This is a genomic window from Pseudomonas sivasensis (genome assembly GCF_021391435.1).
GTDB lineage: Bacteria > Pseudomonadota > Gammaproteobacteria > Pseudomonadales > Pseudomonadaceae > Aquipseudomonas > Aquipseudomonas sivasensis.
In genome coordinates this window covers 1955660-1969885 of record NZ_CP090029.1, presented here as the reverse complement: position 1 = coordinate 1969885, position 14226 = coordinate 1955660, and the positions used below count along the sequence as shown (strand labels likewise).

Genomic DNA, 14226 nt, shown 5'->3' with positions numbered 1-14226 from the left:
TCTAGAAATACAAGTATATAGTCAACGCTGGCTCTGAAAGCCTCTACCCATGAACGCTTACAAGAAGCTACTAGGTCCGACAGCGGGATTCAAGACCGCCACGAACACATCTTCAGCAACACCAATAACTTTAGCATGATCTTGACACACTGAAAAGTCTTGAGAAATTACAGATTTGAAATTCAAGGGCTCTCCGGCGCAAGCACAGTAAAGTTTCGTTATTCGACGATCAAACCAGCCCATACTCAGGCGCTGGACACTGACACTATAAACACCCAGAAAACCAAAAATATATACGAATCTTAGAGCGCAGCCCAACGCAACATCGGCCAGCTGAATTATTAACTGGCCGAGGAGTTCGTTAGCCATGACAGCGTCTTTTTAATACCTTCCTGCTTATCCACAACAGGATAACAATTTGACTTCTCGGCTGGAGAACAATCCACTACATTATTAGTTGTCATATTCTTCAGACGAAAACTACTAAACGGAAATCTCAATCCTACTGAGTTGCAAACGTCACCAATCAACGCCAAGAAATAGAAAAAAAACATCGGTGCTTTAACTGGACGTCTAACGCCTGCAAGCGATGCGATACTCAAACTCCATTCATCTACATTCAAAGGCTTCGCATCACCTATGTAATAATATTCGACCGCATCATTTGGCTGCTGAGAAATTGAAATCATCTGATTTACGCAATTCTCGACATACCCATACGTCTTTGTACTTGATTTTTTTCCAATTCTAATATATCGACCAGCAAGCACTATGTCGAAGAAGTTACGGTACGGCTCTCCGAACCAAGGCCCCCAAATAGATGTAGGCCTTACAATAGAACATCTAGGGATGCGATCGATCCATTTCTTGACAATGCACTCCCCTTGGACCTTACTCTTCCCATAAACTGTAGTTGGAGAAACATCTTCTATTGACGATGGTATGTGACCTGCTTTACAAACCAACATACTGGAAGCGAAGACTGCATGCTTAACGTAGTCCACCGAAGACAGTACCGAGCACAAGTTCTCGACACCTACAATGTTTTCGGGATAATCGTCCAAACTTTTGCCCCGGAGATCTGTACGTGCTGCGAGGTGAAAGACATAATCCGGCTTAAATGAATCAAAAGCCTCTCTGACACTATCCACATCGCAAATATCGCAGCAGAGATGAACATCAAGATTATCTAGATTTCTGGGCTGAGCCACATCCAAACTTATAACCTTATACCCTAATATCTTTAACCGACACACCAAGTTAGTCCCTATAAAACCGGACCCACCTGTAACTAGAACTTTGACATTAGCCACGCATTAGCTCCTCATAAACTTCAAGATAGTTCGATGCCATTGTAAAAGAACTATATTTTTCACAAGCAACACTCAGAACAACCGAGCCTTTTGACTCTTCGGCCAAACTTTGCACAACCGCAGCATTAAGACCGATAATATCGTCTAGTTCAAAAAAAGAAACCGCACCCTCATCAAAAAGCTCGCGAAAGATTGGAATATCAGAGCACACTATTTTCTTTGAGTGGAGAGCCGCTTCAATCAGAGCAAGCCCAAAGCCTTCAGAACGAGAAGGCATCGCAAATATATCAAAAAAAACATTGCACTGATGTGCATAGGGGATTGATGAAATAAAAACACAGCGACTATCGACGCCTAGAGAAACACTAAGATCCTGTAAGATATTTTTCTCTGGACCGTCACCAATAACCACAAGCCCCAGCCTAGTATTAAGAGCCAACAATCTCACTAACTGATCGACACCTTTTGTTGCGGTGAGCACACAGTACGTACCTAATAAAAAATCAACCTTGTTTTTCAGCTTATTTATCTCAGCGGCACACCAATCTTCGATCAATTCATAATTAACAACGATATCTCTACCATTGTAGACCCGAGATAGTTTTTTGTTATATGAAAACCTAGAGTAGTACTGCATAGAATGATCACTTAACACGACAAGGCGGTCATGCCTCGTCCAGCAAACATTCCAAACGAAACTAAACACAACGGAAACAAATTTATTGTAATGAAAATAAAGCTCCTTCTCTACGTAATTATGCAGCGTACTCACGTAGCGAACACTCGAAAATAATGATTTATTTTTAAATACAAATGCATCAGCCCTCAAGAGATGGGAATGAACTATGTCATAACCCGAAAAATCAAATTTTTTATAAAAACTCACTCGCTCGAATCTTACGCCTTCCAAAAAACCTATATCGACACGCTCATCAAAATAAAGAACGGTGACATCGTGCCCACGACGAAGCATCTGCTCGCACAATTGCAAGGCTACTAGAATAGGGGCCTTATTGACGATTGCAGGAACCACATAGCAGATTTTCATTTCTTCACAATCCCACCATAAATGGACAGCAGTTTCATTACTCCACGATCACCCAAAACACAGCTCATCAAAAAAATAACCAACCGTTTTATGAAAATTCCGTCAACTAGATACAACGGAGTTAATGCCAACTCTTTTCGAAGCCTAAAATTTTCACGAATGATCGACATCATCAAGCTTGGCTTATTACTGAGCCCTCCCACTCGGTGGGACACGATAGAGAAAGGATAGAACCCTGCATCGCTACCGACGAGAGCGCGTAAAATAAAATGATAGTCACCTATTACCTTATAACTCTCATTAAACCCGCCGATTTTCTCAAATAAGGATACATGATGAAAACAACCAGGATGACGAATGGTCATCCTCTTGGATAAATCATTTTTTGCCTCACTCCAAGGAACTCCAACCTCATCAATCAAGCCGCCAGATTGATCGACGAGTATATTTCTACCGTAAACCAACCTCAAACCCTGCCGATCCGCGGCGTCAAGATATTCAAGCACGGAGGATAACGCGGACGGAGAGCTGAAATAGTCATCACTGCCCATAAACACTATCCATTCAGCATTCACCTGCTTCAATGCTTTATTCCAGGCGCTATATACTCCAGAGTCTTTTTCACTGGAGAATCGGACGAAGTCATATTCACTTAAAATCGCCAGCGTATCGTCAGTGCTACCGCCATCCTGAACATACAAATCTACATCTTCAAAATCTTGCGCTTGAATGCTATCTAAACATTCGCGCAGCGTACGCCCACTATTATAAGTAGCAATAACAATCCCGATTTTAGCCTTAGCCATTACTACTCGCCCCAATTAATGTGTGCCGATTGCGCCGGAAGCCTTAACTCGCAACGCAACAGCTTGACAGTACACCCGATCATAAAAACCAGTTATTATCATAAAAAAGACAAAATGGTATTTATAAAAATACATAACATTACCAAACGAGCCAACTACGACAAATGCTATTAAAAAAGCCCTCGCCACTGAGTCTTTGTTTCTTCGGTAGCTGTAGAGAATCAATGCCAGAAAAAAAACAACACCTAAAACCCCCGCCTCTAGTGCAGCACTTAGTAAAAAATTATGTGCTGGATAATTTATCCCGGAGTAAGCGAATATCACTTGGCGCTCTGTACCAATTCCATATCCATATGGATTATCAATAAATGCTTGTAATGCAGTGCTATATAGGGCTTCTCGTGTCGGGTCAAATTCAGCAAAATTTAAACTATAACTCGCTATTAAACCACCAGCTGCCAAGCACACAAAAAACAAATACGCTATTTTTAGTTTTGAAAAACAAAGAAAGACGGATGCTATTAAAATGGCAAGCAGGTCCCCCTTGGACAAAAGCATTATCGAAGGCAACAGCATAATAGCAGAAAGCAAAATGTATACTTTATTTCTAGTTACCTGGAACTTTAACAAGTTCAGATAGATCGACAATAGCAAAATCGTACCGACAGTGTTTATGTGCACACTCAAAAATGTGTTTTCACCATTAAAAAAGTCTTTGTAGTACTGTTGATTACCAAACAGCAGATCAAAAGAATAGCCGGATATAAAAATGAGATAGAAGACTATACATAAGGCGAAGACTGGCCCCCAACTGGCAATACCGTTAAGCATCTTCACCCTTTCGCCGTCAGACATAATTGACATAACAACAATGATTAGCACGATTTGAAGCAGGCGAAAGTAAACCTGATAATTAGTAACGAGACCACTATCCAATATAGCCAGCGTTCCATATGCAAAGTATAGAAATATTAAACCACAATACACCAATGGCCTAAACGCTATACGCCGAGTACAAAACAAAATAACAAAAATAAAAACAAGCAAAATCTCATCAAACTTATAGTTCACGCTACCAACGCTTAAAATCTTCAATGGGAAGACAATTAAGACACCGAGCATATAACATAGGTATTTCACACAGGCCTGCCGTGAATCGGTAAGTACGTAAATGTATGGATTTCATACATCATTGAATGAATCAATAGCAGCCCAGTGTAGTATTCAGCTATTATTCTCATAATCCATTTGCAGACAGCATTGACCCACCTACTGATCAAATCTGAATTACCTAGCTCTGATAGGTTTTTCATGATACTTAGCACACCAAGTTTTAGCACTGGGTCTTGAAGATTCGACGTTGAGCGCTAGTCATTACTACGCCTTGCCACTCAACTCTACTCAGTGAAGCAACAGCGACATAACAGCCACCCACGAGTGACCTCAAGGTGCAGGGCCTTAATTTCAACATCCTCGGCAGTGATTCGTTCGTTACCTGAGAAATGCCAACCCGATAAAATTGAGAACTGTACAGATAAAATAACTAGCGCCAGGTCCGATATCACTGAGAAGGCCATTTATTATAGTGCAAAACCTTTTATTCAACACAGAGCAACTACATTCGTAAAAGCTCTGAACTTACTGTAAGAATTATCTGAGCGGCTATGGCGAAAATTACGGCAGTGCACCGTACGCAATAGGAACAAGGAAAGGCAAGAGTGCGTAAAATTTCTTGATGACGAACCCATTCAAACCAATTAACAAGCAGCTATTTCCAATGGATTAAGCTCAGGATCAGCGAAGACGTCAGCCACATCCCGAAGGATGCTCCGCCCCCCGCCCTTCATAAGCGCTTGGCCGTACCAAGGTCACGCGGCGCAGCGCTTCGCTTAAACAGGCCTAAGAATGGACCGATTAACATGCCGATAATCAACGCAAATACAACAAACACGGCTACTGGGGCCTCACCGGTAGACCAACCAAAGAATGAGAGCACAACAGCCTGCTGATTTTCCAAAACAAACCCAACGACTGCAAAGGTAATGACCATTAAGACCACACCTAAAAGAATCCGTAATATTCTAGCCATAGCGTTCGCCTCCATAACAATAGATAGCCGAGTCAGACGCCGTCTTCCTCGTCTTCATTCACCCTATCCCTCAACTCCTTGCCCGGCTTGAAGTGAGGCACGAATTTCCCATCAAGGCTGACTGACTGGCCCGTCTTTGGATTACGACCTACACGAGGCGCACGATAGTGCAGCGAAAAGCTCCCGAACCCACGAATCTCAATACGATCCCCAGTGGCCAGGCACTGGGACATTTGCTCAAGCATGGTCTTGATAGCCAACTCAACATCTTTGGATGAGAGCAGTCCTTGGTGGGTGACAATTCGTTCGATCAACTCCGACTTCGTCATATTTTTCCCTTCTTTTTCAAGCAGCTAGGAAAAGCGCTTCGAAGGTTTTAGCATGACTTGATGAATTTGAACAGCCCATGTTTCAACTTATCTCCTGGCTGAATAAACATAAGTATCGAACAAGTAACGCGCCTAATTGCAGATCACAAGCATCGTGCGGGTGACAGCTCCAGCCGGGTTCAAGCCGAAAAAATAGTCGCCCTCTTCGTCCTTGGCGTCGCTTGACCGGGTGATGACCTTGTAGCCCTGCATCTTGCATTCGCGAGCGGCGCGCTGTTCGCACTTATCCCAATGATTACCAAGGCCAGAGCAATCGACCTCGATGCCGCTGACACCGCGCCTGGCGTGAGTTTTAGCGCTAGTGACAGAGCAGCCGACAAGCATTACCAATGCGAGCATCACGACAAGCTTGTTCATTGAGATCCTTATTCCGGGCGAGCTTTTTTCAAGGCTATAGTGACTCTGACACTGAGCCGCGCGCCTTGGTTCTCGTTTGTTAAATCAACAAATTCCAGGCACAAAAAAGGGCGACCGAAGTCGCCCTTTTTATAGCGTTACAGAACTTAGTTCTGTTTAGCCATTGCTTCGCGCAGCAGGGAGGCCATAGTGGTCTCGCCGGTTGCAGCTTCCGGAGCCGATTTCAGGCTCTGGATTGCTTCTTTCTCTTCCACTTCATCTTTCGACTTGATGGAGAGTTGGATCACGCGGCTCTTGCGATCAACGCTGATGATCTTGGCTTCTACTTCCTGACCTTCTTTCAGAACGTTGCGCGCGTCTTCAACGCGGTCACGGCTGATTTCGGAGGCTTTCAGAGTCGCTTCGATATCGTCGGCCAGAACGATGATGGCGCCTTTGGCGTCAACTTCTTTCACAGTGCCTTTAACGATTGCGCCTTTGTCGTTCTCTTGAACGTACTCGGAGAACGGATCGCTTTCCAGTTGCTTGATACCCAGGGAGATACGCTCACGCTCTGGGTCAACCGACAGGATAACGGTGTCCAGCTCGTCGCCCTTCTTGAAACGACGAACAGCTTCTTCGCCAACTTCGTTCCAGGAGATGTCGGACAGGTGAACCAGGCCGTCGATGCCGCCGTCCAGACCAATGAAGATACCGAAATCGGTGATCGACTTGATGGTGCCGGAGATTTTATCGCCCTTGTTGAACTGGCCAGAGAAATCTTCCCATGGGTTAGATTTGCACTGCTTGATGCCCAGGGAGATACGACGACGCTCTTCGTCGATGTCCAGAACCATAACTTCCACTTCGTCGCCGACTTGTACGACTTTCGAAGGATGGATGTTCTTGTTGGTCCAGTCCATTTCGGAAACGTGTACCAGGCCTTCCACGCCTTCTTCCAGCTCAGCGAAGCAGCCGTAGTCGGTCAGGTTGGTAACACGCGCGGTAACGCGAGTGCTTTCTGGGTAGCGAGCTTTGATAGCAACCCATGGATCTTCGCCCAGCTGCTTCAAGCCCAGGGAAACGCGGTTACGCTCACGATCGTACTTCAGAACCTTTACATCGATCTCGTCGCCAACGTTGACGATTTCGGAAGGATGCTTGATACGCTTCCAAGCCATATCGGTAATGTGCAGCAGGCCATCGACGCCACCCAGATCGACGAATGCGCCGTAATCGGTGAGGTTTTTGACGATACCTTTGACTTGTTGGCCTTCCTGCAGGGATTCCAGCAGAGCTTCACGCTCGGCGGAGTTCTCTGCTTCCAGAACGCTGCGACGGGAAACGACAACGTTGTTGCGTTTCTGGTCGAGTTTGATGACCTTGAATTCGAGTTCTTTGCCTTCCAGGTGCGTGGTGTCGCGCACAGGACGAACGTCGACCAAAGAACCTGGCAGGAACGCACGGATGCCGTTAACGTCGACAGTGAAGCCGCCTTTAACCTTACCGTTGATAACGCCCTTGACCACTTCTTCAGCTGCGAAGGCTGCTTCGAGAACAATCCAGCATTCAGCGCGCTTGGCTTTTTCACGGGACAGCTTGGTTTCACCGAAACCGTCTTCAACCGAGTCCAGAGCAACGTGAACTTCGTCACCGACATTGATTGTCAGATCGCCAGCATCGTTGTAGAACTGTTCCAGCGGGATCAGAGCTTCAGACTTCAGACCAGCGTGAACGGTTACCCAGCGAGCTTGGTAATCGATATCAACGATAACACCGGTGATGATGGAGCCTGCCTGAAGGTTCAGGGTTTTTAGGCTTTCTTCAAAGAGTTCCGCAAAGCTTTCGCTCATTTTAATTCCTGTTGATAAGGGCGAAGAATACGCCCATCTCCACACCCCAGACGGCGTGGGTCAGTTTCAGTTAAAAGAAGCCACCGCAGGACTATGACTGGTCCCCTGCGGCCTTCTTGATCACCCGGCGATATCGCGAATGGCGATTTCACTCAAGATGCGTTCCAGCACCTGCTCGATGGACAACTCCGTGGAATCCAACTGTATGGCATCAGCCGCCGGCTTTAGCGGGGCTACTGCACGCTGGGTATCACGCTCATCGCGTGCACGGATCTCATCTAGCAGACTCGACAGACTAACACCATCGACTTTGCCCTTCAACTGCAAGTAGCGGCGGCGAGCTCGTTCCTCGGCGCTGGCCGTCAGGAAAATCTTCAGCGGTGCCTCGGGAAACACTACGGTACCCATGTCGCGACCATCGGCCACAAGGCCCGGCGGCTCCTGAAAAGCCCGCTGACGCTGCAGCAACGCGTCACGCACAGCTGGGAGCGCGGCAACCTGGGATGCCCAGGAACCGACTTGCTCGTTGCGCAAATCATCCGTCACATCATCCCCTTCCAGGATGATGCGCTGGGGATGACCTTCCGTCGCCCCGACGAACTGCACATCTAGGTGCGCCGCCAGCAGCTTCAGGGACTCTTCATTGGTCAGGTCTACGCCATGGTTGCGTGCGGCAAACGCCAGCAACCGGTACAGCGCGCCGGAATCCAGCAGACACCAACCCAGGCGCTTGGCCAGGATGCCGGCGATGGTGCCTTTGCCCGAGCCGCTTGGCCCGTCGATGGTAATCACCGGTGCTTTGATATTCACAATTGAGCCTCTTGGGCAACACGGATGCCGACTTGGGCACACAGTGTAAGAAAATTCGGAAAGGACGTAGCAACATTGGCGCAGTCGCGGATACGGATCGGCGCAGTCGCCCGCAGGGACGCTACGCTGAACGCCATGGCAATCCGGTGATCGCCATGGGCATGGACTTCACCACCGCCCATCAGGCCACCGTCAATGATAATCCCATCAGGGGTAGCTTCACACTTCACGCCTAGCGCGAGCAGACCGTCGGCCATCACCTGGATACGGTCGGACTCCTTCACGCGCAACTCCTGAGCCCCACGCAAAACGGTCCGACCTTCAGCGCAGGCCGCCGCAATAAACAACACCGGAAACTCATCGATGGCCAACGGCACGAGCGCTTCCGGGATCTCGATACCCTTCAGAACCGCAGCACGCACACGCAGGTCTGCGACAGGTTCTCCACCGACTTCGCGCTGGTGCTCCAGGCTGATATCTGCCCCCATCAGCAGCAGGATATCAATCACCCCGGTACGGGTAGGGTTGATGCCGACATGTTCCAGCAATAACTCGGAACCCTCGGCAATCGACGCAGCCACCATAAAAAACGCCGCCGAGGAAATATCCCCCGGCACCTCAATACGGGTAGCAGTCAGCGTATGACCCGACTCAACCGCTGCGGTAGCACCCTGCACCCTCACGGGATAGCCAAAACCGCGCAACATGCGCTCGGTATGATCGCGAGTAGGTGCTGGCTCGGTCACTGCGGTCTTGCCTTTGGCGTATAGCCCGGCCAGCAACAAACAGGATTTGACCTGGGCGCTGGCCATCGGCAACACATAGTCCAAACCTTTGAGCGACTGCCCACCACGAATGGTCAGCGGTGGACGTCCTTGCGGCCCGGTTTCGATCACTGCGCCCATCTCCCGCAGCGGCTTGGCCACGCGGCTCATTGGGCGCTTGGACAACGACGTATCGCCAGTCAACACGCTGTCAAAGCTTTGCGCTGCCAGCATGCCGGACAACAGCCGCATGGACGTGCCCGAGTTCCCCAGGTAAATCGGCCCCGGCGCCGGCTTCAAGCCATTCAAGCCCACGCCATGAATGGTCACGCGCCCATGGTGCGGACCTTCAATGACCACTCCCATGTCACGAAACGCCTGCAAGGTCGCCAGAGCATCTTCGCCCTCAAGGAAGCCTTCGACCTCGGTCACGCCGTCGGCCAATGAGCCCAACATGATTGACCGATGAGAAATCGACTTATCGCCCGGCACACGGATGCGCCCGCTCAAGCGGCCACCCGGGTTGGCGACAAAGGTCAACTCGTCGGCGTTCACAGCGGTTTCCACATAGGCCCGGCGCGCCAGGATCTTGCTGAAATGCTCACGCGCCACCCGCGCACGGGTGAACACGCCCAACAATTGATGACCATCACCCGCATCCACTGCATCGCGCAGGGCGTCGAGATCACTGCGGAAAGTGTCCAGAGTACGCAACACCGCTTCGCGATTGGCGAGAAAGATGTCGTGCCACATCACCGGGTCGCTGCCGGCAATTCGCGTGAAATCGCGGAAACCACCGGCTGCGTAGCGGAAAATATCCAAGTTCTCATTGCGCTTGGCCAAAGAGTCCACCAGACCAAATGCCAGCAAATGCGGCAAATGACTCGTCGCCGCTAGCACTTCGTCATGGCGCTCGACTTGCATATGCTCGACGTCCGCCCCCAACTCACGCCACAGACGATCCACCACCGCCAACGCAGCGGGATCGGTTTGCTCCGACGGCGTCAGGATCACTTTATGCCGACGGAACAACTGCGCATTGGACGCCTCCACCCCGCTCTGCTCGGAACCTGCAATCGGGTGGCCCGGTACGAAGCGCGCGGGCATCCCGCCAAATGCAAGTTGCGCCGCGCGCACCACATTGCCTTTGGCACTGCCGACATCCGTAAGAATCGCCTGCCCCAAGTCCATACCCGCCAACAACGCCAGCAACTTCTCCATGGCCAGGATCGGTACCGCTAGCTGGATCACATCCGCGCCATGACACGCGAGCGCCAAGTCCGCTTCACAGCGGTCCACCACGCCCAGCTCAACCGCTAGTTTGCGCGATTGAGGGTCCAGGTCGACGCCGACCACTTCACCGCATAGCCCACTTTCACGCAGGCCTTTGGCGAAGGAGCCGCCGATCAACCCCAGGCCGACCACCACCAGGCGACCGATCATAGGCACAGCAGGTTGCAATGCAGCGACATCAACCACGAGCCAGAACCTTGGTCAGCGCTTCCAGGAAGCGGCTGTTTTCAGCCGGCAAGCCGATGGTGATGCGCAGGTGGTTGGGCATACCGTAGTTAGCCACCGGACGCACGATCACACCTTCGCGCAACAGACCCTGGAAAACAGGCGCGGCCACTTGGCCGAGGTCGACGCAGATAAAGTTGCCCTTGGACGGAATCCAGCCCAGGCCCAACTCACGCAAGCCTTCCTGCAACTGCAGCATGCCGTTTTCGTTGATGCGCCGACCTTCTTCCAGGTACTCGGCATCCTTCACCGCCGCACAAGCCGCTGCCAAGGCGAGGCTGTTGACGTTGAACGGTTGGCGTACTCGGTTCAGCACGTCAGCTACCACCGCCGTGGACAGACCATAGCCAACCCGCAGCGAAGCAAGGCCGTAAGCCTTGGAGAAAGTGCGCGACACCAGCAGGTTCGGATACGCCGCCAGGAAATCCAGGCCGTCCGGCAAGTCGCTGCCTTCTGCGTATTCGATGTAGGCCTCGTCCAGCACGACCAGCACGTGCTCGGGCACATCCTGCAGGAATTCGTTGAGCGCCTGCTCATCGAACCAGGTACCCGTCGGGTTATTCGGATTGGCGATGAACACGACGCGGGTCTGGGCGTCGATTGCTGCCAGCATCGCTGGCAAGTCATGCCCCCAATCCTTGGCAGGAATCACGCGCGCATCAGCACCGACGGCCTGAGTGACAATCGGGTAAACCGCAAACGCATGTTCACTGAACACCGCATTCAGGCCTGGCGCCAAGTAAGCGCGACCGACCAGCTCAAGGATGTCGTTGGAGCCGTTACCCAGGGTCACTTGGTTCAGATCGACCCGGCACTTTTCCGCCAACAACGACTTCAGGGCGAAGCCGTTGCCATCCGGGTAACGGGTCAGCTCGGCCAGTTCCTCACGAATCGCCGCCAGCACTTTGGGGCTAGGGCCCAGCGGGTTCTCGTTGCTCGCCAGCTTGACGATCTTCGACGGATCCAGGTTCAACTCACGCGCCAGCTCGTCCACAGGCTTGCCCGGAACGTAAGGCGACAGTTGTTGCACGCCCGGCTGAGCCAGGGCGAGGAAGTTGCCACTCATGTTAACGCCTCACAAAACCGCTTTCGGGTAAGAGCCCAGCACCTTGAGCGCCACGGCCTCTTGACTGATTTTCTCCAGCACACCTTTGACCAGCGGGTCGCGGTGATGGCCGATGAAATCGATAAAGAACACGTACGTCCATTTACCGCTGCGCGAAGGACGAGTCTCGATGCGCGTCAGGTCAATCCCGTTGTCGTGAAACGGCACCAGCAGTTCATGCAGCGCGCCAGGCTTGTTGCTCATCGAGACGATGATCGAGGTCTTGTCGTCGCCGGTCGGCGGCACTTCCTGGCTGCCGATCATCAGGAAGCGCGTGGAATTGTCCGGACGGTCCTCGATTTTTTCGGCTAGACGCGTCAAGCCATAAAGACCTGCGGCCATATCACCGGCAATCGCCGCCGAGTTCCACTCACCTTTGACACGCTTGGCCGCTTCGGCGTTGCTGGATACCGCCACGCGCTCGACATTCGGGTAGTGGGCATCCAGCCACTTTCGGCACTGGGCCAGGGACTGGGCGTGGGAATAGATGCGGCTGATGCTGTCGGTCTTGGTGTTCTCGCCCACCAGCAGGTGATGGTGGATACGCAGCTCGACTTCGCCGCAGATCACCATGTCGTGCTCAAGGAAGCTGTCCAGGGTGTGATTGACCGCGCCTTCAGTGGAGTTTTCCACTGGCACCACGCCAAAATTCACCGCACCGGCCGCCACTTCACGGAACACTTCGTCGATGGCCGCCATCGGCTTACTGATCACAGCGTGGCCGAAGTGCTTCATGGCCGCCGCCTGGGTAAACGTACCCTCAGGACCGAGATAAGCAACCTTCAGCGGCTGCTCAAGCGCCAGGCACGACGACATGATTTCACGGAACAACCGCGCCATCTCTTCGTTGCCCAGCGGCCCCTTGTTACGCTCCATCACGCGTTTGAGCACCTGAGCTTCACGCTCGGGGCGGTAGAACACCGGCACTTCGCCTTCAGCGAGGGACGCCATCTTCACCCGTGCCACTTCCTGGGCGCACCGCGCACGTTCACTGATCAGCTCCAGAACTTTCTCATCCAGGCTGTCAATGCGTACACGCAGGGCCTTGAGCTCTTGTTCAGACATTAGCCGTGTTCCTTTTCGAACTCTGCCATGTAGGCAACCAGCGCATTGATCGCGTGGATGTCGACAGCGTTATAGATGGAGGCGCGCATGCCACCCACCGAACGGTGGCCCTTGAGGTTCAACAGGCCGCGCGCGTCGGCACCGGCCAGGAATGGTTTGTCCAGACGGTCGTCAGCCAGGCGGAACGGCACGTTCATCCACGAGCGGTCGCTTGGATTGATGGGGTTGCTATACAGGCCGCTGGCGTCAATGAAGTCGTACAGGGTGCGCTTCTTCTCTTCGTTGAGCTTGCCCATGGCGGCGACACCGCCCTGCTCTTTCAGCCACTCGAATACCAGGCCGGACAGATACCAGGAGAACGCCGGCGGGGTGTTGTACATCGATCCGTTGTCGGCTGCGACCTTGTAGTTGAGCATGGTCGGGCACAGCGAACGGGCGCGGCCCAGCAGGTCTTCACGAACGATGTTAACCAGGATGCCACTTGGACCGATGTTCTTCTGCGCGCCGGCATAGATCATGCCGTACTTGGACACATCGATAGGCCGCGAGAGGATGTCCGAGGACATGTCGCACACCAGCGGAACGTCGCCGACTTCCGGCACCCAGTCGAACTCCAGGCCGCCAATGGTTTCGTTCGCGACGTAGTGCACGTAGGCCGCATCCTTCGACAGCTTCCATTCGTTCTGACCTGGGATGGCGAAGTAGTCGTAGGGCTTAGCGGTGCCGGCAACGTTGACGTGACCGTAGCGCGAGGCCTCTTCAATAGCCTTCTGCCCCCAGATACCGGTGTCGATGTAGTCGGCAGTGCCGTCTTCCGGCAGCAGGTTCAGCGGGATCTGGGCGAACTGCTGGCTCGCGCCACCCTGCAGGAACAGCACTTTGTAATTGGATGGAATGTCCAGCAAGTCGCGCAGATCCTGCTCGGCCTTGGTAGCAATGGATACGAACTCATCGCTGCGATGGCTCATTTCCATCACGGAGAGGCCTTTTCCATGCCAGTCGAGGAGTTCACCCTGCGCACGCTGCAGGACTGCTTCAGGAAGCGCCGCGGGACCGGCACAGAAGTTATAGGCTCTCTTGCTCACATCCAATCTCACTCTGATCTGGTGGGGTGGTGCAATAAATCGGGA

14 protein-coding genes are annotated in these 14226 nt (G+C 51.9%); all 14 read right to left on the bottom strand.

Going from position 1 to position 14226, the window contains the following annotated elements:
* Window positions 1–57: 57 nt before the first annotated feature.
* The 14 genes from LRO94_RS08865 to serC all read right to left on the bottom strand — a co-directional run bounded on the left by LRO94_RS08865 (window position 58) and on the right by serC (window position 14181).
* Window positions 58–369, bottom strand: a complete 312-nt coding sequence (locus tag LRO94_RS08865) for a hypothetical protein (RefSeq protein ID WP_032888926.1) — start codon at window positions 367–369, stop codon at window positions 58–60.
* On the bottom strand, window positions 342–1313 hold the full coding sequence (locus tag LRO94_RS08860; protein ID WP_081797764.1) for an NAD-dependent epimerase/dehydratase family protein: 972 nt from the start codon (window positions 1311–1313) through the stop codon (window positions 342–344). Before LRO94_RS08860 ends, LRO94_RS08865 begins: the two co-directional genes overlap by 28 nt.
* On the bottom strand, window positions 1306–2361 hold the full coding sequence (locus tag LRO94_RS08855) for a glycosyltransferase family 4 protein (protein WP_081797762.1): 1056 nt from the start codon (window positions 2359–2361) through the stop codon (window positions 1306–1308). Before LRO94_RS08855 ends, LRO94_RS08860 begins: the two co-directional genes overlap by 8 nt.
* Window positions 2358–3167 carry a glycosyltransferase family 2 protein gene (locus LRO94_RS08850; RefSeq protein ID WP_050442853.1) on the bottom strand — a complete coding sequence of 270 codons (810 nt, stop codon included), beginning with the start codon at window positions 3165–3167 and terminating at the stop codon, window positions 2358–2360. Before LRO94_RS08850 ends, LRO94_RS08855 begins: the two co-directional genes overlap by 4 nt.
* A 15-nt stretch (window positions 3168–3182) precedes the next feature.
* On the bottom strand, window positions 3183–4238 hold the full coding sequence (locus tag LRO94_RS08845; RefSeq protein ID WP_179179341.1) for a hypothetical protein: 1056 nt from the start codon (window positions 4236–4238) through the stop codon (window positions 3183–3185).
* Window positions 4239–5010: 772 nt separating this feature from the next.
* The gene (locus LRO94_RS08840) at window positions 5011–5256 is read right to left on the bottom strand and encodes a lipopolysaccharide assembly protein LapA domain-containing protein (protein WP_032888920.1); all 246 of its coding nucleotides are present in this window, start codon (window positions 5254–5256) and stop codon (window positions 5011–5013) included.
* Window positions 5257–5288: 32 nt separating this feature from the next.
* On the bottom strand, window positions 5289–5585 hold the full coding sequence (ihfB, locus tag LRO94_RS08835; protein ID WP_032888918.1) for an integration host factor subunit beta: 297 nt from the start codon (window positions 5583–5585) through the stop codon (window positions 5289–5291).
* A 132-nt stretch (window positions 5586–5717) separates the two neighbouring features.
* Complete coding sequence (locus tag LRO94_RS08830) at window positions 5718–6002, bottom strand: hypothetical protein (protein ID WP_032888916.1); 285 nt, start codon at window positions 6000–6002, stop codon at window positions 5718–5720.
* 146 nt (window positions 6003–6148) lie between these two features.
* Window positions 6149–7834, bottom strand: coding sequence for a 30S ribosomal protein S1 (gene rpsA / locus LRO94_RS08825; protein WP_027604177.1), 1686 nt, complete (start codon window positions 7832–7834; stop codon window positions 6149–6151).
* Window positions 7835–7954: 120 nt separating this feature from the next.
* Entirely contained in the window at window positions 7955–8644 is a 690-nt protein-coding gene (gene cmk / locus LRO94_RS08820) for a (d)CMP kinase (RefSeq protein ID WP_003172653.1), read from the bottom strand.
* Complete coding sequence (locus LRO94_RS08815; RefSeq protein ID WP_233897063.1) at window positions 8641–10851, bottom strand: bifunctional prephenate dehydrogenase/3-phosphoshikimate 1-carboxyvinyltransferase; 2211 nt, start codon at window positions 10849–10851, stop codon at window positions 8641–8643. Before LRO94_RS08815 ends, cmk begins: the two co-directional genes overlap by 4 nt.
* A gap of 28 nt (window positions 10852–10879) precedes the next feature.
* The gene (gene hisC / locus LRO94_RS08810) at window positions 10880–11992 is read right to left on the bottom strand and encodes a histidinol-phosphate transaminase (RefSeq protein ID WP_122752674.1); all 1113 of its coding nucleotides are present in this window, start codon (window positions 11990–11992) and stop codon (window positions 10880–10882) included.
* Between the two features lie 9 nt (window positions 11993–12001).
* A complete protein-coding gene (pheA, locus tag LRO94_RS08805; RefSeq protein WP_003172650.1) occupies window positions 12002–13096 on the bottom strand; it encodes a prephenate dehydratase in 1095 nt (364 codons plus the stop codon).
* On the bottom strand, window positions 13096–14181 hold the full coding sequence (serC, locus tag LRO94_RS08800; protein WP_095184191.1) for a 3-phosphoserine/phosphohydroxythreonine transaminase: 1086 nt from the start codon (window positions 14179–14181) through the stop codon (window positions 13096–13098). Before serC ends, pheA begins: the two co-directional genes overlap by 1 nt.
* Between the last annotated feature and the right edge of the window lie 45 nt (window positions 14182–14226).

Bases quoted from the DNA above. Each gene is read 5' to 3' on its own strand.
- LRO94_RS08865 (WP_032888926.1), bottom strand. From the start codon at position 369: ATGGCTAACGAACTCCTCGGCCAGTTAATAATTCAGCTGGCCGATGTT.
- LRO94_RS08855 (WP_081797762.1), bottom strand. From the start codon at position 2,361: ATGAAAATCTGCTATGTGGTTCCTGCAATCGTCAATAAGGCCCCTATT.
- LRO94_RS08850 (WP_050442853.1), bottom strand. From the start codon at position 3,167: ATGGCTAAGGCTAAAATCGGGATTGTTATTGCTACTTATAATAGTGGG.
- LRO94_RS08840 (WP_032888920.1), bottom strand. From the start codon at position 5,256: ATGGCTAGAATATTACGGATTCTTTTAGGTGTGGTCTTAATGGTCATT.
- ihfB (WP_032888918.1), bottom strand. From the start codon at position 5,585: ATGACGAAGTCGGAGTTGATCGAACGAATTGTCACCCACCAAGGACTG.
- LRO94_RS08830 (WP_032888916.1), bottom strand. From the start codon at position 6,002: ATGAACAAGCTTGTCGTGATGCTCGCATTGGTAATGCTTGTCGGCTGC.
- rpsA (WP_027604177.1), bottom strand. From the start codon at position 7,834: ATGAGCGAAAGCTTTGCGGAACTCTTTGAAGAAAGCCTAAAAACCCTG.
- LRO94_RS08815 (WP_233897063.1), bottom strand. From the start codon at position 10,851: ATGATCGGTCGCCTGGTGGTGGTCGGCCTGGGGTTGATCGGCGGCTCC.
- hisC (WP_122752674.1), bottom strand. From the start codon at position 11,992: ATGAGTGGCAACTTCCTCGCCCTGGCTCAGCCGGGCGTGCAACAACTG.
- pheA (WP_003172650.1), bottom strand. From the start codon at position 13,096: ATGTCTGAACAAGAGCTCAAGGCCCTGCGTGTACGCATTGACAGCCTG.